Source organism: Paracoccus sp. SCN 68-21, from assembly GCF_001724535.1.
In the GTDB taxonomy this organism is placed as follows: Bacteria; Pseudomonadota; Alphaproteobacteria; order Rhodobacterales; family Rhodobacteraceae; genus Paracoccus; species Paracoccus hibiscisoli.
Genome location: NZ_MEES01000071.1, coordinates 1 through 21,738, shown reverse-complemented (window position 1 = coordinate 21,738; position 21,738 = coordinate 1). Strand labels below are relative to the sequence as shown.

Genomic DNA, 21,738 nt, shown 5'->3' with positions numbered 1-21,738 from the left:
CTGGACGATCTGGTGACCGACCATGTCCCGGCATTGGCGGGCAGCGCCTATGACGGGGTCAGCATCCGCGACCTCCTGCTGATGGCCTCGGGCGTCGAATGGCACGAGACCTATACCGACCCCACCTCCGACCGCCGCGACCTGCTGCGCGCACAGATCGAACAGCGCCCCGGCGCCGCGATGGCAGTGATGGCCGCACTTCCTCGCGCCCACGCTCCCGGCACCCATCACACCTATTCCACCGGAGAGACGCAGGTCCTGGGCGAGGTCGTCCATGGCGCCGTCGGCATGCCGCTGTCGGACTATCTGGCGGAGAAGATCTGGCAGCCCTACGGGATGGAGGCCGACGCCAACTGGTGGCTGGACAGCCCCGACGGGGTGGAGATCGGCGGCAGCGGCCTGTCCGCCACTCTGCGCGATTTCGCGCGCTTTGGGCAGTTCTTCCTGGAGGGCGGGGTGATCGACGGCAGCGCCATCCTGCCCGACGAATGGACGGAAACCGCCGGTCTGCCGCAGAAGCTGACCAGCGGCGAGACGGTCGACTATGGCTATATGTGGTGGCCCGGCTGGACTGAGCCGTCCATCGCCGACGGTGCCTTTGCCGCGATCGGCATCCAGGGACAGAACATCTATATCAACCCGGCGCGGAACGTCGTGATCGCCACGCATATGGCGCAGCCCAAGCCCCTGGGCCGCGAACCGGTCGACCCGCTGGTCGTGTTCGATGCCATCGCGGCGGCGCTGGACTGACGGGTGTCGGGCACCTTGTGCTGACGCCGGACCGTGCATCGGATGCGGTCCGTGGCAATTGCTCTGCCGTGACAATGGTCCGGAATACCGGACAGAGAGGAGGCCCCATGATCGATGATACCGACCGCCGGCACCTGCAGCGCTGCGTCGACCTTGCGGCCGCGGCGCTGGCACAGGGACACGAACCCTTCGGCTCGGTGCTGGTGTCGTCCGAGGGGGAGGTCCTGTTCGAGGACCACAACCGCATCGGCGGCGGCGACCACACCCAGCATCCCGAATTCGCCATCGCCCGATGGGCCGCGACCCATATGAAGGCCGGGGACCGGGCCGGGGCCACGGTCTATACCTCGGGCGAACACTGCCCCATGTGCGCTGCCGCCCATGGCTGGGTCGGGCTTGGCCGGATCGTCTATGCCAGCTCTGCCGCCCAGATGACCGAGTGGCTTGCGGAACTGGGCGTTCCTGCTTTCCGCGTCCGGCCGCTGCCCATCGCCGCCGTGATCAGCGACACGGTCGCCCACGGCCCGGTCGAGGAATTCGCGACGCAGGTCCGCGCCCTTCACGTCCGGTCGCATTCGGGCTGAAACGGTCAGGGCGTGCCGATCAACGCGCCGACGATCCCGCGCGGGCAAGCCGCGCCGGTGCAGGGCGGAGTTGTCGTGATAGATCTCGCTGCGCCAGGCATAGAGGTCCGGTTCGGGGAAGCTTCACTGCGGCGCACGGCGACCGTCGACCGTCAGCTTTGGGCCGTCTTCGCCAAATTAGTCGGAGCAGTTCGATCATCGAGGTCATATAGCAGCAGCTGTCGAGAAAGTCTAAGACCTGCCTCAGTCGGTGCCGATCTCCATGCCGAGCAGCAGGTAGGACAGCGTCTTGCCGTGGGCGTCGAGGCAAAGAGCGGTGTTCACCCCGCCCTCCAGCGCGTCCTCGACTACGAAGTTCATTGCGTGAAGCTGCGGGACCAGGTAGCGCCGCACGCCGCTGGCGCCCCGATGGGCGAAGAGAGCAAGAACCCGCGCCTCGGTCACCTCGCGGGTCAGCAAGTCCCAGTCCGCAGGGTCGAGAGCGATCAGGCAGACATTCAGGCGGTTGCCCTTGTCGCCCGTCCGGGCATGGGCGAGGCGATGCAGGGGAACCGTGTTCATGCGAAGGCCTCCTCGTGGAAGGTGAAGCCGGTGCGGACCTTCTCGCGGGCGATCATGCGGCTGCGGGTGACAATGCGCGGGGTGACATGGATGCGGACGCCTCCTCCGCCGGCGGGGCCGCAGCAGTAGAGGGCGCCGACTTCCTGACAGGCGGCGCGGACGGTCGCCTCGTCGCCGCCGAAGGCGAAATGGGCGCGGTAGTCGCCAGTGCCGTCGGTGGCCGCGGCCTGCCGCAAACTGGCGCGGTCGTCGTCAAACACGCTGATCGCGCCCAGGATGTCGGCGCGCAGGCGCGGGGTCAGGCCCCGGATCGCCAGGCGCTCGCGGATGGTGCGGACGGCCAGCTCGGCGCGGGCCAGCGCGTTCGGCCCGGCATAGGAGATGCCGGCCTCGCCCAGCCATTCACCCGGATAGCTGACCGTCGCCTTCAGCCGGTCCGGCGCCGGGCGCCCTTGGGCGCCGGTGACGCTGACGCGGTGCGGTCCCAGCTGCTCCAGCCGCACGCCGGTCACGTCCAGCGTCACGTCGGGGGTCAGGTAGGCGGCGGGGTCGTGGATCTCGTAGAGCAGTTGCTCGGTCACGGTGGCGATGTCGATGCGCCCGCCGGTCCCCGGGGGCTTGGTCAGCACCGCGGCGCCGTCGGCGGCCACCTCAGCGATGGGAAAGCCGATCCGGGCCATGTCCGGCACGTCCTTGACTCCGGGATCGGCGAAATACCCGCCCGAGACCTGGCTGCCGCATTCCAGCAGATGTCCGATCAGCGTGCCGGCCGCGATGCGGTCCAGATCGTCCCAGTCCCACCCGAAATGCGCCACCAGCGGCCCGAGCGCCAGCGCGGGATCGGCCACGCGGCCGGTCACCACGATCTGGGCGCCCGCGCGAATCGCGTCGGCGATACTACGGGCGCCGAGATAGACGTTGACGGCGATGGGCTCGGCGGGGGGCGTCGGCAGCCCCGCGTCACCCTCCCAAAGCTTGCTCTCGTCGAAGGCCGGGTGGCCCAGCATGTCGTCACCGCTGATCACCGCGATCCGCGGCGCAAGCCCGTGCGTTCCGGCCAGCCGTGCGATGGCGCGCGCGGCGGCGGGCGGGTTCGCCGCGCCGAAATTGCCGACAATGGTGATGCCTGCCGCAAGTGCGGGTGCAAGGATCGGGGCCAGGAACTGCTGCAGCAGCGGCTCGTAGCCCTTCTCGGGATCGGCCTGCCGCGCGACCTGCCCGAGGGCCAAGGTCCGCTCGCCCAAGGTCTCGAAGATAATAGCCCCGCCCCGCCCTGCCGCGGCGATGGCCGCGACGACGGGGATAGCGGCGTCGACGCGGTCGCCCGAGAAGCCGGCGCCGCTGCCGATCAGGAAGGGCTGATCGCTCATGGTCGTGTCCTTGTGTTCGATGCAAGCATCCGCTGCCGCCGGCCGAATGCCCAGGCCGCGACCAGCAGCGTCAGCGCGGCTGCCGGCCCCGCCGGGTGCGGCCAGATCGCCAGCGCGATGGCGAGGATGAAAATGCCCGCATCCAAGCCGCGGTGCCCCAGCATCCGCGTGCCCGACAAAAGGCCCGGGATCGCCACCACCAGCACCAGTCCCGAGATCGCGGCCTCGGTGATGGCCAGCGCGCCGCCCTGCATGATCATGCCCGGATAGAGCAGCAGCATGAAGGGAACGACATAGGTGACGGCGCCGAGGCGGACGGCCTCGACAGCGGCGCTGGTCCAAGGGGTATGGGCAATGCCCGCGCCCACGAAGACCGCGACGCAGACCGGCGGCGTGATGACCGAGATGGTTGCGAAGTAGAAGACGAAGAGATGGGCGGCCAGCGGATCGATGCCCACGGACGTCATCGCGGGGGCCAGGACGGCGGCGACCAGCACATAAGCGGCGGTGGTCGGCAGGCCCATGCCCATGATCAGGCAGACGATTGCCACGACCAGCGCGACCAGCGCCACACTGTCACCCGCCAGTGTCACGATCAGCGAGGACAGCGTTACCCCGATCCCGGTCAGGTTGATCATCGAGACCAGCACCTGCGCCCCCGCCAAAAGGACGCCGATGATGACCAGCCCCTTGCCTGAATCGACCAGACCTTCCAGGATCCGCCGGGCCATGTCCCGCACGGGCATCTGCCCCGCCTGCGTCACCACGAAGGCGACCAGCAGCCCCATAATCCCGTAGAAGGCCGAGGTCGCGACCGAGCGGCCGAGCCAGATCCCCATCCCCAGCCCGCCAAGAGCCGCCACGATTGGCAGCACCCGGCGCGGCGCGAGGATCAGGCGCCAGGCGGGCAGTTCGGCCTCGGGGACGATGGCGAGGCCGCGGCGGATGGCGACCAGATGGACGGTGACGAAGACAGCAAGGTAGAAAAGGACCGCCGGAATGATCGCGGCCATCATGACGGTGACATAGGGGATGCCGAGAATTTCGGCCATGACAAAGGCGGCGGCGCCCATGATCGGCGGGGCGATCTGCCCGCCGGTGGAGGCCACGGCCTCGACGGCGGCGGCAAACGGGCGCGGATAGCCAAGGCGGACCATCATGGGGATGGTGAAGTTGCCGGTCGTCGCGACGTTCGCTACCGCCGAGCCGGAGATCATGCCGAAAAGCCCCGAGGAGATGGTCGCAATCTTCGCGGCTCCGCCCGGCTGACGTCCTCCAAGGCGCATGGCGAGGTCCATGAAGGCCTGCCCGCCGCCCGAATGCAGCAGCAGCGCGCCGAAAAGGACAAAGGCCGCGATGACCGTCGCCGCGACTCCGGTCAGCATCCCCCAGATGCCAAGATCGCCGAGGAAGACCGTCTCGGTCACGAACTCGATGTCAAAGCCCCGATGGCCGAGCGCACCGGGCAAGCTGCCCCCCAGCAACGCATAGGCCAGACCGAGCGTCACCAGCACAGGGAAGATCAGTCCGACCGTCCGGCGCCCCAGTTCCAGCACCGCGATCAGCAGGCCGGCGGTCAGCACGATGTCGGTGGTGGTGGCCCAAGGCAGCGAGCCCATGATCGTCTCGTAGTTCCAGACGATATAGCCGCAGGCCGCCAGCGCCACGCCGGTTAGCGCAAGATCGACCGCCAGTCCCACGGGGCGCCATGAGGTGCCGGCGCCAAGCGGGTAAAGCGCATAACCGAGCGTCGTGACCAGGCCCAGGAACAGCGCGCGCTGCTCCAGCGCCTCGAAGGCGCCGGCGGCGGCCGTCCAGAAGACGAACAGCCCGAGGATCAGCGCAAGCGCCTGTGCGATCCGGTCACGCATGGATCACTCGACCGGGCGCAGGGCGTCGGGCAGTTCGTGCCCGTTTTCTTCAAACCAACGCGCGGCGCCGGGGTGGAGCGGCACCGTGCCGTATTGCAGCGTCAGCTCCGCGAGCGAGGCGTCGCGCAGCTCGGCCAGCGCATTCACCTGCACCGTCTCATCCGCCATCACAGCCGAGACAATCTTGTAGGCGTCCTCCTCCGACAGCTCCGAGGTCGCGCCGACGCCGACGCCGAAGCTCCAGGTGGTGTAGGCGGGAATGCCCTCGGCCGCGCCTTCGGGGATATCCACCACTGAAATGTCGGGCATCTCGGCACGCAGCTGATCGGCCTGCTCGGGCGTCAGGCCCAGCACGTCGATGGGGGTGAAGGTGGCGACGTCCATCGTCGACGCATCCAGCCGCACCCCCGAGCCGGACTTGACGTAACCCGCGACCCGGTTGTCCTTGATCGCATCGACGATGTCGGTGGTCGAGCCACGCACCCACTCCGCCTCAAGGCCCAACGTTTCGAAGACAGCCTCCGTGGTGCTTTCGGTGGCCGAACCACGGATGCCCGGATTGATCCGCGCCCCGGCCAGCGCCTCGAGGCTGTCCAGCCCTGCATCGCGCCGGACGATGACGTTCTGAGGCGCGCCAGTGTAGACCCAGAGCAGCGAAAGATCCTGCGCGTTCCCTTCGAAGTCGTTCGTGCCCGCGACGGCGTGCTGGGCGACGTTCGTGGTCACCAGCCCCATGTCCATCTGCCCGCGCGCCATGCGGCGGATGTTGTCCATTGTTGCACCGGTCTCGACAACAGCGGCGCTGATGCCCTCGACCTGCTCGTTCACGATCTGGCCGACCGCGACGAAGTAGCCGTAGTGGCTGGACGAGGCCGAGGTAGAGCCGATCAGCAAGTCGGTCTGCTGCGCCCAAACGGGCGTGCTGCACAGAAGCGCGGCCGCGAGGGCCATCGGATGCTTGATCATGTGATTCCTCCTGTCGGCCCCTCCACAGGCCGTTGCTTCCATCATCCGGTTTTTGACAGTTGCTTAAATAGGCAAGGCTGCAATAATTGATGCATGAACCGCACGAATTTCGATCTCGCCGACTGCCGCGCCGTGCTGGCGCTGTCTCATGCACGCTCTTTCCGGCTGGCCGCTGAGAAGCTAGGCCTGTCGCCTTCTGCGCTGTCGCGGCAAGTGACGGGGCTCGAGACGCGGATCAGCGCGCGCCTCTTCGACCGGGACACGCGCAACGTCACCCCAACCGAGGAGGGGCGCGCCTTCACGGAACTGGCTGAGCGGCTGGTGAACACGGCCGAGGGCGGAGCCGACGACTTCACCGCCTTCCTTGAGGCGCGGCGGGGGCGACTGACGATTGCCGGGCTGCCCTCGGTCACGGCCGGCCTGCTGCCAGAGCTGCTCGAGCGCTTTGCCAGCGCCTATCCCGGCGTCGACCTGCGCATCCTCGACGCCTTGTCGGACACGGTCGTCGCCAGCGTCGCGCGGGGCGAGGCAGATCTGGGCTTCACTGCTGGCACCATCGGCACGCGCGACCAGCTATCATTCCAGGCCTTGCTGGATGATCAGTTCGTGGCTGTCGGTCCGCTCGGCGACTTTCTGGCCGAGAACCGCCCTTACACGCTGGCCGAACTGATCCGGATGCCGTTCATCGCGATGGCGCCCGGCACCAGCGTGCGCGAGCTTCTGGACGGCGCCTGCGCGCGCATCGGACAGCAGCTCGAGCCGCGTTTCGAGGTCTCGCACCTGGCGACCGCCGGTGCGCTTGTAGCGCAGGGCCTCGGCGTCTCGGCACTGCCTCGCTTGACGCTGCCGGTGGTGGGCAGCCGCGACCTGCTTATCCGGCCCATTGCCGATTTCGGCGCCTCGCGCCGCATCGGCTTGGTCTGGCGATCGGGCCGGACGCTGTCGCCCCCGGCCCGCGCGTTTCTTCAACTGGTGCGCAGCGCACCGTTGCAGACTGTAGCCTGATCCGGCCTAGCGCAGCCAGGCGTGCCCCAGATCCTCGAATTGCGGCTCATCAGCCGCGCGGCACTCGAAGCTGGCGGCATCATTCTCGGGTCCGGTGCCGTCGTAGAAGGCCTGCTGCGGATAGGGGCAGAGCGGCCGGGTGAACAACACGGAACCAGCCGCGTCGCCTGCTTCGTAGTGCGCGGCCTCGATCCGCTCGGGCGCAACGCCCTGTTCGACCCATGCTTCCAGTTGGGACTGCAGGAACAGCCGGTTCGGACCGCTGCCACCACCGCAATGCTCCATTCCCGGAACAAGGAACAGGCGATGGAAATCTTCCGAGCCACCCGTTGCCTGTTGCACCCGCCGCCAATACGAGATCGAGTCCGCCGCCGGCACCACCGGATCGGCCAGCCCATGATAGTGGATCATCTTGCCACCCGCGTCGCGGAACGGCCGCAGATCCGGGTCCATCGCGTTCACCCGTTCGGCAAGCCGGTCGTCCGCGCGCGTCATGTCCGGGCCAAGATCCACATCCCACCACGACCAGTTTTCATCATCGAAGGCCCAGATCTGCCAGAAGCTGACACGGGCCGGTCGCTCGGTGCTGGCGAAATCCGACCAATAGTTGCTCCAGCCCGGACGCTCGGGGTTCGCGCCGGCATTCTCAGAACCAACGGGCCAGCCGAAATAGATCCGCTCTCCGGTCGCGGCGTCGCGGGGGCCGTCATACATCGCCTGAAGCGCATCCGCTTCTGGGCGCGTCAGGCAGTCCGCGCCATCGCCATCGGCGCAAACCAGCACCTGCAGGTCGGGGGTGCAGGACAGGGGGTCGTTCAGGAACGGGTCCGAGGCGAGGCCGGCTGCATCCTCGGCCCGTTGTGCCTTGCATTGCGCGAAGACCGCCTCCGCCACCATCGGCAACTTCTCGTTAGGCACGATCTGCCGGTCATCCACGCCAGCTTCATGATTGCTGAGATACAGCCACAGGAACCCGGCATTCAGCCGCGTGCGGTTGTGGCCGGGCGCGCCGGCGATGATGCCGTCGAAATCCCCAGGATATCGCTGCGCCTGCGAAAACGCCTGCTGACCGCCCGTCGAGCACCCGTCGAAATAGGCGTAGTCGGCGGACTTGCCGTAATAGGCGCCGACCGCGGTCTTGGCCTGATTGATCGTCTCATGAACCGCGCGATAAGCCCAATCGTCGATGGCCTCAGGGCGGTCGCGGGCGAAATCGGGATCGCTTCCCTGATGGCCCGTATCGGTGACTGCTACCGCATAACCCCGCGCGGTAGCTTGGCTAACCCGGTCAAAGGGCATCGACGAGCTGTAGCCACCGTTGCCGAACATCTGCAGGCGACCGTTCCAGCCTTCGGCAGGCATCCAGACTTCGAAGCCAATGCGCGAGCCCTCGACTGGCGAGGTTGTCCCGCTGACCTGGCAGATGGCGCCAAGATCGGAAGCGAGGGTCTTGCCTTCGACGCTGGCGGGGTCGATGTCGGTTACCAGCGCCGCTTGCGCTTCAGTCTGGTCGCTCGTCAAGGCCTTCGCCACGGCGGCGCAGTCGAGCTCGGCCCCCAAAGCCGGGGCTGTGAAGCTGCTGGCCAGAGCCGTGGTTGCGGCCAGCATCAGGTAATGTCGTGACATTTGGGTTCCTCCTGAGGATGCGGCCCGGCCCCTCCTCCGGACCGAGTGGCGGTCATAGGTCAGTGCAGGATGGTAACGTGGCCGTCCTCGACGAGGATCAGGTCGGCTTCATCTGGCTGCGACGCGATCTCGGGCAGGATCAGACGGGTTCCGCCGCGCCCCTCGCCCTCGGCGCCGACGGCTGCATGAACGACCTGGCTGGGTGGCAGGTCAGCGCCCTGCGTCAGGTGACGATGCATCAGCTCCAGCGCGTCGATGTGGTAGGGCTCGATCGGCACGAAATGGTCGGCGTAGCCGGGTAGCCCCGCCCCGAAATGCTCGACATTGGTCAGTTCGTAATAGTGCAGCCGGCTGTCGGCATCGTTCAGGGCGTTCATCCCCAGATAGGGGCGCGAGGTGAAGCCGACCGGAACGCGGGCATCTGCCCGGCCGTGGATGATGATCGTCGGCGTGCCGCCAAGATCTGCGTCGCCGGACAGCTCGGCGATGCCGTCCTGCACCCGGACTGCCTCAGCCGACGAACCCACCACCAGATCACGCAGGCAAAGCGCACCATCGAGGTTGAAGTCCTGCCGCCCGGTGCTCGGCGAGCGAGAGACGAAGTCACGCGTCGGGCCCTCTGGGTCGAGATCGTTGACGATATCGATGCTGCCGGTCGGCGGCCCGCCGGGCGCGTTGGCGAACAGCACGGCCAGCTCCTCCTCGGGAACTGCGCGGGGTCGGCCGTCGTCATCGACCGAGGCGATGGAATAGCCGCAAATGCGGCCCGCAACGCCAAAGCGCCCTTGCGCGCTGGCATACTTCACTGCCGTGGCCGTCGGCGCGATCACGTAATGCGAGGGGTGCAGCATGTCGGATTCTGGCTCCCACCCGTAGTCGCGCAGGGCGGCGAGCGATGCCGCCGCCGCATCCTCGGGCGTGTCGGCCTCGGAAAGCCCGGCTTCAATCAGGCTTTCACAACGCTCGCGCGCGAATGTGACCCGGTCCGCCCAAGGCGCATCCGGCAGCGCGAGCGCAGCGCAGGGCTGATGGATCAGCGCAAAGGTGAAGTAGTCCAGCAGCGGCCGCCCGGTCCCGTCCAGCGTCCTGCCCCCGCGCGTTACCGAAACCCTTTCGTCAGGGGCAAGCTGAACCTGCGGCTGCGCGGCCACAATACCGTCGATGAAACCCTGGTCATCCGCCTCGCCCGCATAGAGGGCCGCGCCCCCGCCGTTGGAATTCCCCGCGACGATGACCAGCGTCTCATCCGGTGACAGCGGGGTGCCCTCGCCAAGGTGATGCAGGGCGAACTCGATCGAGCGCAGCACGTCGCGGCCCCATGCGGCGTCGGGGTTCTGACGCGAATGGGCGTGCTTGAACGCCAGCCGGTGCGGGGCTTCGCGAAGCAAGGCCTGCCGATCCTCGTCATTTAGCTCAGCTGTAAAGAGCGAGTCCCGTCCTGCGTCCTCGGCATCGGCAACCGTGCCATCGATTTGAACCACCCGGTTCGACTGCAGGTCATGGAAGCCGTTGCCCAGGCCCTTGTCCGTGTAGATCACGGCGCAGTTCTTCTGCAGCCCCCAGTAGCCGAGGTTGCCGATGTTGCGATAGAGGCTGGCCGAGCCGCCGACCGGCACGGCCAGCACACAGGCATTCTCGCGGTCGAACCCGCCCGGCACCTGAAGCAGGAAGCTCACATTCTGCTGCCCGTCCCCGTCATCCGAGACGGCAAGAACCTCCTGCCCGGCGATCATCCCATCTCCTGGTCGTTGCTTGCCTGTCGCAGCATCGATGGTGGGCCCCCAGATCTGGCCGAAACCGGCCGTGCCGGTCGTCCGCAATGAGGCCCGGCGCAGCTCCGACGCAGTCGGATTTAACGGATCATCATAGGTCGGTGAGGCGCCTTCGACCATTGCAGCGAACCCGAGCCCACCTGTCACCAGATCGTCCGACTGCCCGTCGAAACTGCTTTCCGAAATGACGCGCAACCACTCTGGCGCTGATGTGTCTGCCTGCGCCGCACCTGCAAAAGATGACATTGCCACCCCTGCCGCCAGCAGGACCTTCAAGCTGCTTCTCATCCTTGCTCCTCCCAAAGCCATGTCTCGTCCGGTCGCCAGCAAGATCTGCGGCACCTTCAATCCGCGCGCGGCGGACATGGCAGAAGCGTGATGAAAACGCGGATGATGATAAACACCGGGTTTGGCAACAATCGGTGCATGATGTGCAACACTTGGACTATCTCAAAGAGGCCTCCCAGCCGGCTGGTGCCACACTGCGAACACCAGCGGCTGATCTTGCTGGGGGGTGTGTCAAGGTCCGGTTTAGGAAGCTGCACTGCAGCGCCTGACTATCGCCGACCGTCTGCTTTGGGCCGAGTGCGCGGTTCCGAGGCTGCCGCGCCACCGTGGCGTCGCCAGCGCCGGCCGATCGACGTGAGGAGCCCGAATTTCCAAATGCCGCACTTCGAGTGAATGTCCGCTTTAGTGAACAACGCCACGTGACCGACTTCTGCGCCGACGTCGACAGATCGGGCGCAAAAACCGGATGTTCTCAGGGTCGGAAAGAGACAAAGCCATGGCTATCGCCTCTACACTGATCGAACCGGTCAAGCTCAACAAAATTGAACCTCAGGGCTGGCTCACATGGGTTCTCGCGCAAATTGCCGACTACAAGATCACCCGACTGGACGAACTGATAAGATTGCGGACATTTACCTTTTATACCTCTCTCGTAATCAGGAGAGGCTCGGCGTCCTTCAACTCTTTTGTGACGCGGCCGAGCTCCGTCACGGCGCTTCCGTAGGATCCGCTGATTCCGTGCTTCGAGACCTGAAGCAGCCCCTTGAAGCCGCCATCGCTCACCATGCCGATCTCTTCAAAAAGGCAGATCGGCAGCTGGCGGTTGTCCTTGAAGCGGCGGTCAGGTCCGCCCTTCTTGTTGACGTATTTCCAAGTCTGGCCGACGACTGTTGCGTCCGAAGGGGCGGAATCCATGATCATGCGTTGATCGCGGACCGCGGTGCGGATGGTCTCGTAACGGACCGCTCCGAACCGCTTGTTCTCTTCGATTAGGATGCAGTCCGGGAAGAAGTAGCATTTCTTTCCGTCGATCATGATGACGGGAGGCGTTACGTTCGACGCAACCCCGGGCGGAAGCGCGTAGGATACGGACGTTTCCTTGTTGTCCACCAAGGCCGATGCGCCGGCATTCTTCTTCCATGCATGAAGGTTCGTGATGTCACCCTTCGCCTTCACAAACCAAACCTTGCTTGATCCGGCGATCCGGTCGATCGCCCCGACGAGCGCCTTATACCTCTCCTCCGCTGCGGGCTCGAGGTTGTATGCGAACACGACGTTTCGCCGCGGGATGTCGAGCATGTTGCCGATCGTGTAAGCGGCAACCAGCAACGCCACAAAAACTCCTATGGCGACGGGGTTTTGCGACACGAATGAGAAGACAAGGCCGACCGCCGCGACGCCGCAAAGTATGAGCGTGTAAGACGGGCGCTCGCGCGCCTCGTTCAGGCTCCTCAAGGCTTCCGAATGACTTTCCGACACGAGGACGTCCGCCTCCGCCGAAAGGATGCGGCGCATCAGGACCCCGTCATCCGTCATGTATGTCGGCAGCTTGTCGTCAGGGGCGATCCTGGCGATTTCGGACCGGTAGTCCGTCGTGTCGTTGGTCGGGGCTGACCTTGGCTTTCTCCCGAGCCCCCCTAGGGATTTCCGATAGTAGACGCCGTTCATTCCGGCGTGAATGTAATGTCCCTTCGGACCTGTCCCGACGCGAAACCCTTTCACGCCAGCGGAGATCCCGAGGCCTGATTTGGAGAGGTTAATCCGGAACGGACCGAGGCTGACGGAATCTCTGATGTAAAAAGGCATGACCCACCCACAATGAAGCGAGTGCAGGTTGCACGTGAAATGCGACCCGAGCCAGATACGAAATACGAGATTAGTTCAGGAGCGGAGTGTTGTTCACCCTCAGGGCGGCACGAAGCGCGGACTGGCCAACTTTCACACGTGCGGCGGCCTCACGGATTGTGACGTCGGTTGCAGTAAGCTAGCGGGCACGCGCTACCCTTTCTGGCGTGGCAGCCATCGGCTGGCCATTTTTCCGACCCCTTGCTGCCGCCGCCGTAAGTCCTGCATTCGTCCGTTCACTTAGAACTTGCGACAAGGGGACGTTCAAATGGAGCCCATGAACGGCAGCTTGGTCCGGCATCGCAGACGCTCCGGTCGATTTTGCTGCGTTGAGCACGAATGTCCGTTCTTGAGGAGCTGCGGAGCCGCGACTGACGGAGGTCGAACGGCGGCTTTGGGCCGAGCGCGTATACAGATACCTGTTTTTCCTGGGGCACCGTTTGTATCTGGTTTCTCAACCGCAAGAACAGGGGTCGCTCCGCCGGGGCGCATGCTCATCTGACTGAACAGGCGCTCACTTCCTGTTCAGGTGAACGGTCCGGCTGGACTGCCGCATGTTGAGCCTAGCCGATACTGCACCTCAGGCTTCTGCCTAAAAGCCGAGAGGCAGTGTAAGCTGAGCATGTCAAATACAGCCTGTGCCAGGCACCAGCTGGAATACTCTGTGCCGCGGTCTTTCAACCAGCACCGGCTGAATGAGAGCGGCTTGCAGAAGCTTTCGCGTTATCCCTCGCTGGTGTCTTCTGCATATGCGAACGGCGGCGCTCAGCGTGAAGGGTGTCCCCGCCCCAGTTCATGTGTTCACAGTTTGCGATCTGACCAACACCATCGTTGCAGGAAGGAGAACGAGGATGAACGCCACCCAGTTCAAAGCCGCCATCGCCGGCATGTCCGATGCTGACCTTTGCGAGGTCATCGACGCTTTTGGCCATGCGCATGATCACGCAGTGCAAATGAGGACCAGCGCGTGTCTGCCTGAAAGCGCCGCCTTTGGAGCGATCGGCAGGGATCTCGACTACGGCCTGGGCATCATCCGGCAGTCTGCACCCGAAGGCCCTGCCGCCAAAGACATGGACGCGGATGGGTTGCCGACCACGGCGCTCGTCACCTTCGTCGCCAATGGCGGGCAAGAAGCGACCAGCAGGCCGTGAACGCTGTTCGAGGGCCCTGGGACGGGCCGGGCACGCCGACTCAAGCCTTCGCCCGGTCCTTCATCTCCCTGACCAAGACCTCCACAAACTCAGCTGCCGGAAGGGTTCTCGCTCGTGATACCTGGGCGCCGGCCCATTGCGCCCCGTATGCCGTGGCGCCCTTGGCCTTCGCGGCGGTGTTGACTGCCTTGGCCAAGTCGTAGGCGCAGGGATAATCCGGGATGTTGGCGGGCTGGGCATCTTCCGTCCACTGGGTGAAGGCGTTGCCGAGGCAGCGGGCCGGGCGGCCCGATATGGCGCGTGTCATCACCGTGTCACCGCCAAGCGCAAGCCTCTCGCGGTAACCCTCATCCGCCGCGCTCTCCGGGCAGCCGATGAAGGCGGTGCCCAGTTGCACTGCAGCCGCGCCATGGTCCAGCATCCGGCGAATGTCGCGGCCGTCCATGATCCCGCCGGCTGCAATGATCGGCAGCGACACCTCGTTCAAGAGCGCGCGCAGCAGGTCTTGTGTGGAGAGCCGTGCGTCCGGCGCAGTTGGATCGAAGAGGCCGCGATGGCCGCCGGCTTCCCACCCTTGCGCAACGACAGCATGAAGTCCGGCGGCCTCGATGGCACGGGCCTCGGCAGGCGATGTTGCACTGCCTATCAGGATCAGCCCAGTAGCACGCAACGAAGCGATCTGGTCCGGCCGAGGCAGACCCAGGTGGAAGCTCACGACCCGCGGTCGCAGCTCAAGCAAAAGATGGACATAGGCTTCGGTGTCGCGGAAGCTGGTGTAGATATCACGGAGTTCAGTTGGCGGCTCTGCCTCGAACCGCTCGAACAGCGGCGCCGCCCGGGCAATCCAGGCCGCTTCGACGGCGGGATCGCGCGCTGGTCTCTTGTGGCAGAAGAAATTCACGTTGAAGGACGCCGCTGTCAGTTGCTGCACCTCCTCGATAGCCTCACGGGCCGCCTCAAGACTCGCGGCGCATAGACCGAGAGCACCGAGGCCGCCGGCATTTGAGACGGCTGCGGCCATTGCCGGCGTGGCCACCCCTGCCATCGGTGCCTGCAGGATCGGATGACTGAGCTGAAGCAGGTCCAGAAGTTCGTTCGTGACGTTCATCGGCTGTTCCTCCGCGTGCAGGATGCGCGAGGGAGCGAGGGCAAATCAAGGCTGCAGGACGATTTTGCCGAAGGCGGCGCCGCTCTCTAGGTGTTGGTGTGCATGGACGATCCGGTCCAGCGGAAAGACCCGGTCGATCCGGGGCATCAGGAACCCTGCGGCGATGGCTTCTTCGGCAAACCTTGCGGCGCGGGCCAAGACTTCCGGGTTTCTGGTCACTTCCGAGTAGACATAGCCGCGGAGGGACAGGCTGTTGCGTAGCGCGACCTTCAACGGGAAGGGCGTGGGCTGCGGGCTCAGCGCGCCATGAACGACGATCGTTCCATGAGGCCGCATCGCCTCGGCGATGGCCGTGACCTGAGGGCCGCCGACGGCATCGAACGCGGCATCCAGGCCGCCACCCGTCGCCACGTCCCCGGTGATTTCGACAAGGCGCGACGCCAGATCCTCGCGATCCGAGACGACGACCGCCTCGGCCCCGACCTCAAGCATAGCGGGGCGCAAGCAGTCTCCAAGGATGGTGGCAATGGGACGCGCACCGACGGCTCGAGCGATCTGGAGGGCGGTCAGCCCGACGGAACTGGAGGCTGCTGTGATCAGGACCCATTGCCCCGCCGAAAGCCGGCAGACCTCCACCAGGGCGCCGTAGGCTGTCACGAAGCTCATCCAGAAGGCGGCGGCTTGGGGGGCACCAAGACCAGCTGGCTGAGGGACCACATGCCGCGCGGGAAGTGTCAGCCAGTCGGCGGCCGTGCCGTGGCGCGTCACCGATGCCCCGGGGATTACGTTCACCCGGTCCCCAATCCGGAACCCTGCAACATCCGCCCCTACTGCCACAATGACGCCCGCGGCCTCGAAGCCGGAGCGAGCCGGAAAGCTTGGCTTCTCCAGGTAGGTTCCCCTTCTGAACATTGCATCCGCCCGGTTCAGGGCAATCGCCTCGACCTGCAGCTGAACCTCGTCCGGTGCTGGTGCTTGAGGCTGTTCGTGCTCGACCCGCAGCACCTCCGGACCGCCAAGCTGATGGAAGCGGACCACACGGCAAAGATAACGATCAGACATGATGGTTCCTTTCGACGCTGGTCTGCGGCCCAGGTAGCAGGGTGACATCACTGCTGTGCCCGATACCGCTTATCTTGGACCGCAGAGAGAACACATGCCAGGATTTGTCACTGCCTTGGGCGCGCCGCCTCACATGAAGCAGCCGCACGAGGAACGAATTTTGCTATCGCAGCAAGTGGATGACTGGACTCCATCAGTTACATTGCCTGTCAACGCCGCAGCCGCAGCCTGAACGACCGCTTCGGGGAAGCTGCAGTGCGGCGATACTACGCACTTGACCGGCGTCTATGGGCCGAATGCGACGCTGGCACGGTCCAGCTGCACGTCATCGCCAACTAGGTCTACTTCAGCGGCCCGTAGATCTTGGCGTGGACTCGCACCGGTTCTGTTCCGGTCAGGTGCTCATGTTGGCCAGCCCAAGCGATACGCCCTCTGGACCGCGCTGCCGAGCTGAGTTTCACTCTGTGTTAAACTCTGCGATACCGGAACCTCGGTCCAAGAGTTCCAGCGCCGCGGCATAGAGGGCAAGGCTTTCCAGGACTCCTCCGTCCTCCTCGAGCGCGGAGATGACCTCATCTGTTGGAACCATCTCGGCACCTTCGCCTCCAGCAAGGAACTGCCGCGCCCAAGCTTCAGCTGGGAGCTCGGACCCGAGAAGTTCAGTCATAACGTCCCCGAACCATTCCCTCCAGGTTGGGTCCGGACTGCCCAGCGCCTCGCGAACAGCCTCTTCAAGGGCGCGCCGCCGTTCACCCTGAAGGTAGTAATGCAGGCGCGCGACTTCGGTCTGGTTGAGATACATAGGCACGAAGGCGAGCGGGATCTCCTCGCGGGCAGGTTTCTTGATCCAAGCAACCGATCCGCTTACCTGATCTGCAGAGATCTCCAGAGCGCCGAGGGGCAGAGGGACGCCGATCAGTGTGGTGAGCAGCTGGAGCAAAATCCCGGTTTCCACCGTGCCAGCCGCAGCCGTGGCAAGGCTGAAACCGCTGCGAAACTCCAGCCGCCCGTCAAAGATGCTTGCGATGATAACCCTGCCTTGGCCCTGCCCGGCATGGACCTCGCGATAGACATCACAATCCGAGGCTGCGTCTACGCGAAGAAGCATATTGACGCCCGCGCTCGGCTCGGTAAGCGCAAGCGCGGGAACATTGAAACCGGCAGCCGACCGGATTTTAGCGCCAAGCTCTCCACCAATGTCGATAAGCCCGCCGGGCCCGACGGAACCGGCTCCGGCCAGGAGGGCGCTGATATCGGCGTCCTCACGGAAGGTTCCTTCATAGATTCCTTCATGGCGATATGTGTCCAGATCGGGCAGACAGTCATTGATGCCGTCAGGGCCGGACCTGCCAATGAGGCGCTGGCCGAGGTAAATATCGATAAGGTCGCCGGGATAGGCCATCGCCAGATTACGTGCCGGAAAGGCGCGCCTAGGCAGAAAAAACAGCGCCTCGATCGCCCGGAACTTGCTTTCTGTGTCTTGCATCGCCGAGCCCGTATCCGCATGGGCGGACGGCGGCGGCAAGGCTATCATTGCGGTAAGAAGGAGAATAGGTGGCCAAAAACTGCGCATCATGACCCTCACAAACGAATAGGATAACGCGGCAATTCTAATGGAACCACGACAGGGCGATTCGCGAAATACTAGAAGTCAAATACAGCTTCAGGGATCACTAGAAACCGGGTCTCCGGGATGCTCTGTCGAAGTGTTCTCGCAGTCGGATCACGTCGGAGATGGCTTTGGCGTAAGCCAGTTGTTGCGGCGAAAAATCCTGCGTAGGGCCACCTACCGTTCTGCGCGTTCGGCGCATCAAGCTGGATGCCGACTGCGACGTTGTCATGCTTGTCATCATGGACAGCGCAACGCTCGACGCCCGGGAGATCCTGGAGGCTCTTTATGCAGGGGTCGTGGAGGTCCTGGACCGGCCGGGATCGCGTGCAAGCGAGCGAGGACAACTCGGCATCACGACCTTCCGGTCGATAGCCAAGAAGGTTTGGGAGGCGGAGCGACCGGCGGCGCGCGCTGTTAGCCGACCGTTGCCGGTGGATCAGGTGGGCTCTTCTGTCCACAATGTGGACAGGAATTTCGAAACACATGGGGCGGGACCGACGCGCATTGGAAGTCGCGGCACGACCATATCATGCCATATGAGGAGGCTTGGCCGCTCCTGCGCACGGGCCGCTATGCGGTCGAAGGCATGGGCAACGCCTAGCCCGTCGTCCGGCTCCGACGCCGCACCTTGCCCAGACCGGTGTCGACGAAGTTGCGGCAGACGCCGCCAGGCGCGTGGTTAATTTACTGCAATCCCTTAATCCTGCGTAGTAATGTGGCAAGACGCTGCAGCAGGAGGACAACATGTCTCAGCGACTCTTTTTTTCGATCATGCTTTCGGGCGTCATGTCGATCAGCGCCCCCGCCCATGCGGATCCCGATCTGGGCGAGATCGTCGGCACGATTGCGCGGCAGCTCCTTGAGCAGCAGCAGGGCGCGCAAGAGCGGGCGCTGTGGGATGGCGTGGTCGCCAATGGCTCGGCGGCCGCCTATCGGCAATATCTGGACACCTATCCCCAGGGCCCGAACGCCCGCACCGCACGCGAGCGGCTTGAGCGGATGACCGCAGGTTCGGGTGGCGGCGGGACCACCGTCCCGGTCAACGAGGCCGCGCGGGTCGAGGCGCAGCTGGGCCTGACCCGCGCGGACCGGATCGCAGTGCAGCGGCGCCTGGCCGCCGGCCGATACTACACGTCGGGCATCGACGGCGTCTTTGGCGCCGGAACCCGGCGCGCCATCACCGCATGGCAACGGGCGAACGGCCATGGCCAGACGGGCTATCTGAACCGCGCCCAGCTGACAGCGCTCACCGGCGGAACCGAGGCCCGCCCCGATCCCGCGACGCCCGCTCCGGCCCCTGGCGACAGCGCGACCGCAGCCGCCAGGGCAGAACTCAACCTGGGCCTGACGAGGGCCGAGCGGGTGCAGATCCAGCGCAACCTCATCTCGCTCGGCTACGATCCAAAGGGCGCGGACGGCCTCTTCGGTGCCGGCACGCGCGAGGCGATCCGCGCTTGGCAGCGCAACACCGGCCTCGCAGCCACAGGCTACATGACCACCCAGCAGGTCCAGTCGCTTCGCGCAGATGCAGAGGCTCGCGGCTCGGATAACTCGGGCGATCGCGCGGCGGCGGTTGACGAGGACCTTCTGGGCCTGACCCGCGACGAGCGAACCACGCTGCAGCAGCGGCTGATCCAGCTGCGCTACCTTTCGGGCGGGGCCGACGGCATCTTCGGAGCCTCCACCCGCCGCGCGATAGCCCGTTGGCAGGGCGACAACGGACTGAGCGAGACGGGCTACCTGACCGCCGAGCAGGTGCGGTCGTTGCAGCAGCAGACCCGGATCTGACGGTCTGTAGCGTAGGGCGGGGATCAATCCCCGCCCTTTTGCCTACATAAGCTTCGCGGTCCTGTGTGGCATTATCTTCTTTGCCCAGCTGCCAGACATGATCTCGACACTTCGGATGATACTCATTGTCGGTGCTGGTGCTCTAGCCTTGCGTCGGTGACAGCTTTGTCACGCATCGGCGACATTGCCCGGTCGATCTTGCTGCGCCGGGCACCTACGTCCGGTTTGGAGCAGCTACACCGCAGCATCCCTCAAGGGTCTAGCGGCCGTTTTGGGCCCGGTGCGCCGCTCGTGGGCTCCGGAACGCTCGTGGATCCCCGGACGCCATACCCTTAGCACGCAAAGCCTTCTGGCAGATCGTTGAAAGACTGGGTTCTGCCCAGAACACCTCTGCTCTATGCTTTTGGTATCGCCGCAAAAGGACTGCCGAACATGGACAATGCCCTCCTCGCCTCTCTCTCAGGCCTGCCTTCCTTCATCCTTTACATGGCGATCGCCATCGGCCTTTTCCTGGCCTTCATGAAGATCTACGCGATGGTGACCCCCCATGATGAGCACGCGCTGATCCGCGCCAACAACGCAGCCGCGTCCATTTCCTATGGCGGTGCCATGATCGGCTTCGTGCTGCCGATCGCCTCGGCGGTCCAGAACTCCATCAGCCTGCTCGATGTCCTGGTCTGGGGCGTGGTGGCGGGGGTCCTTCAGATCCTCTGCTTCCTCGTCTTCCGGCTCTTCCACCGCGATATCGTGGCGAGGATCGAGCAGGGTGAGATGGCGGCTGCAATGCATCTGGCAGCGGCCAGCCTCTCGGTGGGACTGCTCAACGCGGCTGCGATGACTTACTGAGCCTCGCTTGGTCGGCAGCTACAGTTCAGAACTTCAGGGTGCCAAAGCGGGCGCGTCACATGCTGCCTTCAGCCGCTCCGATATAACAGATTGCGCTGCTATCTTTCGGAATGCTGTGCCCGCCTGGAGCAGATGGGGCATAGCTCCCTCTTCAGCTGGTTCGACACGCGTGGGGATCGATAAAGGGTGTTTTTGCATGACGGACGCTATCTAAGCGATATGCGGGCAGCCGTCCGCGTGACCGGCTGAGGAAGCTGCACCGCCTCGACGATGTTCCGTCGGCGGACACGTATGGGCGGCAAGCCGTGATGAACGCCAAGGGCCCGGCAACCGTGAGGAACGGAGTGATGGGTTCTTTCTTCGCTATTCCGCGTTGCAGGTGACAGGATGCGTTATCCCCATGCCCTACACCGCTCAGTCTGATCCGAGGAGAAAGCAGATGCCAAGATTTGTCATTGCCATGGGCGCGGCGCCGCACATGAAGCTATCGCACCAAGGGTTCGAATTCAGTGCGACAGATGCCCCGATGACCTTCGACACCCATGATGCGGCCTATGACTATCTTGTTCGACACAACGAGGACGAGCCGCTGAAAGGCGTTCGGGGTGAGATCGTTGAGGATCTTTCGTTGTAGGCTGACACGCGCGGCACCATCATTCGTGGATAATGGATGGTCGGCACCCAACACAGGCACAGGAGATGGCAGGCCATCGATTGGTCGAAGGCTCGTTCCTAATGGACGCGTTGCAGAACACCTTGACGTTGCAGTTCGGTGACCCTCTTCGGGCAGAGCTAGGTCAGTCGGACAGTGTGTGGATCACGGCGCGGGGGTGGCCGGCCTCTTCCCACAGGAAGGCCAGCGTGATCGGCAGGCGAAAGCGGCGGGGACCAGCGGCGCCGGGGTTCAGCCAGAGGATGCCGCGGGTCTCCTCGATTCCAGGCCTGTGGGAGTGGCCCGAGATCACGACGGTCGATTCCGGGTCGGCGCTCAGGGCCTTGCGGTCATGGATCATGTGGATGCGCAGGGCTCCGATGGTCAGGTTGACGGTTTCGGGCAGGGCCTGGGCCCAGGCACCGCGGTCGATGTTGCCGCGGATCGCCGTCACCGGAGCGATGCGTGCCAGGACGTCCAGGTGGTCGGGATCGCCGATATCACCCGCGTGCAGGATGCGGTCGACACCGTGCAGCGCCTCCAGCGCCTCGGGGCGGAGCAGGCCGTGGGTGTCCGAGATGACGCCGATGCGCGCGCCAGGGCCGGGCCGGAAAGAGGGTGTCATGGGGCCGCTCCTGCGGTTGATCGCGCGTCAGCCTGGCATCGTGACGACGATCGGGCCGCGTCGGGTCGCGACGACGGTGTGTTCGTATTGCACGACCGGCGCGGCAGGCTGGCTGTAGAGGGTCCAGTCGTCATCGGTGCCGGACGTCGCCCATCGACCGCCGCGCGACAGGAACGGCTCGACCGTCAGCACCAGGCCGTCATGCATCCGGCGCCGGTCGCCCCGGGTGGGCCAGGTCGGGACCTCCTCGGGGGCC

At 65.0% G+C, this 21,738-nt stretch carries 19 protein-coding genes and 1 pseudogene; 8 read left to right on the top strand and 12 right to left on the bottom strand.

Features of this window, described 5'->3' with window-relative positions; translation table 11 throughout:
• Both ABS73_RS15755 and ABS73_RS15750 read left to right on the top strand, forming a co-directional pair.
• On the top strand, nt 1-750 hold a 750-nt coding region (locus tag ABS73_RS15755; RefSeq protein WP_286693555.1), incomplete at its 5' end, for a serine hydrolase domain-containing protein.
• A gap of 107 nt (nt 751-857) precedes the next feature.
• Nucleotides 858-1,334 (top strand): nucleoside deaminase, encoded by a 477-nt coding sequence (locus ABS73_RS15750; protein ID WP_277021682.1) that lies wholly within the window; start codon nt 858-860, stop codon nt 1,332-1,334.
• Between the two features lie 243 nt (nt 1,335-1,577).
• Here the strand turns inward: ABS73_RS15750 and ABS73_RS15745 are convergent, their stop codons facing one another.
• The 4 genes from ABS73_RS15745 to ABS73_RS15730 are packed head-to-tail and all read right to left on the bottom strand — an operon-like array spanning nt 1,578 to nt 6,102.
• Nucleotides 1,578-1,895: an AtuA-related protein gene (locus ABS73_RS15745; protein ID WP_277021683.1), complete on the bottom strand. Its 318-nt coding sequence runs from the start codon at nt 1,893-1,895 to the stop codon at nt 1,578-1,580.
• Nucleotides 1,892-3,265, bottom strand: coding sequence for an acyclic terpene utilization AtuA family protein (locus tag ABS73_RS15740; protein ID WP_277021686.1), 1,374 nt, complete (start codon nt 3,263-3,265; stop codon nt 1,892-1,894). The genes ABS73_RS15745 and ABS73_RS15740 overlap by 4 nt, the downstream gene beginning before the upstream one ends.
• Nucleotides 3,262-5,136, bottom strand: a complete 1,875-nt coding sequence (locus tag ABS73_RS15735) for a TRAP transporter permease (RefSeq protein WP_277021689.1) — start codon at nt 5,134-5,136, stop codon at nt 3,262-3,264. The genes ABS73_RS15740 and ABS73_RS15735 overlap by 4 nt, the downstream gene beginning before the upstream one ends.
• Nucleotides 5,137-5,139: 3 nt before the next feature.
• Nucleotides 5,140-6,102 carry a TAXI family TRAP transporter solute-binding subunit gene (locus ABS73_RS15730; protein ID WP_277021691.1) on the bottom strand — a complete coding sequence of 321 codons (963 nt, stop codon included), beginning with the start codon at nt 6,100-6,102 and terminating at the stop codon, nt 5,140-5,142.
• 93 nt (nt 6,103-6,195) lie between these two features.
• Here ABS73_RS15730 and ABS73_RS15725 point away from each other — a divergent pair, with 93 nt between their 5' ends.
• The gene (locus ABS73_RS15725; protein WP_277021693.1) at nt 6,196-7,107 is read left to right on the top strand and encodes a LysR family transcriptional regulator; all 912 of its coding nucleotides are present in this window, start codon (nt 6,196-6,198) and stop codon (nt 7,105-7,107) included.
• Between the two features lie 6 nt (nt 7,108-7,113).
• Here ABS73_RS15725 and ABS73_RS15720 read toward each other — a convergent pair whose 3' ends face one another.
• Both ABS73_RS15720 and ABS73_RS15715 read right to left on the bottom strand, forming a co-directional pair.
• Nucleotides 7,114-8,715: a tannase/feruloyl esterase family alpha/beta hydrolase gene (locus ABS73_RS15720; RefSeq protein WP_286693554.1), complete on the bottom strand. Its 1,602-nt coding sequence runs from the start codon at nt 8,713-8,715 to the stop codon at nt 7,114-7,116.
• A gap of 77 nt (nt 8,716-8,792) precedes the next feature.
• Complete coding sequence (locus tag ABS73_RS15715; RefSeq protein ID WP_277021696.1) at nt 8,793-10,871, bottom strand: 3-hydroxybutyrate oligomer hydrolase family protein; 2,079 nt, start codon at nt 10,869-10,871, stop codon at nt 8,793-8,795.
• A 388-nt stretch (nt 10,872-11,259) separates the two neighbouring features.
• Here ABS73_RS15715 and ABS73_RS15710 point away from each other — a divergent pair, with 388 nt between their 5' ends.
• Nucleotides 11,260-11,517 carry a transposase domain-containing protein gene (locus tag ABS73_RS15710; RefSeq protein ID WP_353743343.1) on the top strand — a complete coding sequence of 86 codons (258 nt, stop codon included), beginning with the start codon at nt 11,260-11,262 and terminating at the stop codon, nt 11,515-11,517.
• On the opposite strand, the gene ABS73_RS15705 is transcribed toward ABS73_RS15710, so the two are convergent.
• Nucleotides 11,433-12,599: a DUF4236 domain-containing protein gene (locus ABS73_RS15705; RefSeq protein ID WP_277021701.1), complete on the bottom strand. Its 1,167-nt coding sequence runs from the start codon at nt 12,597-12,599 to the stop codon at nt 11,433-11,435. The two genes, ABS73_RS15710 and ABS73_RS15705, sit on opposite strands and share 85 nt — an antisense overlap.
• 890 nt (nt 12,600-13,489) lie before the next feature.
• On the opposite strand from ABS73_RS15705, the gene ABS73_RS15700 reads away from it, so the two are divergent.
• Nucleotides 13,490-13,789 carry a hypothetical protein gene (locus ABS73_RS15700; protein WP_277021704.1) on the top strand — a complete coding sequence of 100 codons (300 nt, stop codon included), beginning with the start codon at nt 13,490-13,492 and terminating at the stop codon, nt 13,787-13,789.
• A 40-nt stretch (nt 13,790-13,829) separates the two neighbouring features.
• On the opposite strand, the gene ABS73_RS15695 is transcribed toward ABS73_RS15700, so the two are convergent.
• The 3 genes from ABS73_RS15695 to ABS73_RS15685 form a co-directional block, all read right to left on the bottom strand.
• Nucleotides 13,830-14,897: an NAD(P)H-dependent flavin oxidoreductase gene (locus ABS73_RS15695; protein WP_136858400.1), complete on the bottom strand. Its 1,068-nt coding sequence runs from the start codon at nt 14,895-14,897 to the stop codon at nt 13,830-13,832.
• A gap of 45 nt (nt 14,898-14,942) precedes the next feature.
• The gene (locus ABS73_RS15690) at nt 14,943-15,959 is read right to left on the bottom strand and encodes a zinc-dependent alcohol dehydrogenase family protein (RefSeq protein WP_277021709.1); all 1,017 of its coding nucleotides are present in this window, start codon (nt 15,957-15,959) and stop codon (nt 14,943-14,945) included.
• A 457-nt stretch (nt 15,960-16,416) separates the two neighbouring features.
• On the bottom strand, nt 16,417-17,484 hold the full coding sequence (locus ABS73_RS15685; RefSeq protein WP_286693553.1) for a hypothetical protein: 1,068 nt from the start codon (nt 17,482-17,484) through the stop codon (nt 16,417-16,419).
• A gap of 831 nt (nt 17,485-18,315) precedes the next feature.
• Between ABS73_RS15685 and ABS73_RS15680 the strand changes: the two genes are divergently transcribed.
• The 3 genes from ABS73_RS15680 to ABS73_RS15670 all read left to right on the top strand — a co-directional run bounded on the left by ABS73_RS15680 (nt 18,316) and on the right by ABS73_RS15670 (nt 20,839).
• Nucleotides 18,316-19,359: a peptidoglycan-binding domain-containing protein gene (locus tag ABS73_RS15680; protein ID WP_286693552.1), complete on the top strand. Its 1,044-nt coding sequence runs from the start codon at nt 18,316-18,318 to the stop codon at nt 19,357-19,359.
• A gap of 432 nt (nt 19,360-19,791) precedes the next feature.
• The gene (locus tag ABS73_RS15675; protein ID WP_277021716.1) at nt 19,792-20,205 is read left to right on the top strand and encodes a DUF350 domain-containing protein; all 414 of its coding nucleotides are present in this window, start codon (nt 19,792-19,794) and stop codon (nt 20,203-20,205) included.
• Between the two features lie 439 nt (nt 20,206-20,644).
• Entirely contained in the window at nt 20,645-20,839 is a 195-nt protein-coding gene (locus ABS73_RS15670) for a hypothetical protein (protein ID WP_286693551.1), read from the top strand.
• A 163-nt stretch (nt 20,840-21,002) separates the two neighbouring features.
• Here ABS73_RS15670 and ABS73_RS15665 read toward each other — a convergent pair whose 3' ends face one another.
• Together ABS73_RS15665 and ABS73_RS15660 are read right to left on the bottom strand one after the other, a co-directional pair.
• Nucleotides 21,003-21,482 carry a metallophosphoesterase family protein gene (locus ABS73_RS15665; protein ID WP_286693550.1) on the bottom strand — a complete coding sequence of 160 codons (480 nt, stop codon included), beginning with the start codon at nt 21,480-21,482 and terminating at the stop codon, nt 21,003-21,005.
• A gap of 27 nt (nt 21,483-21,509) precedes the next feature.
• Nucleotides 21,510-21,738, bottom strand: a pseudogene (locus ABS73_RS15660) (type I methionyl aminopeptidase); the annotation flags it as partial.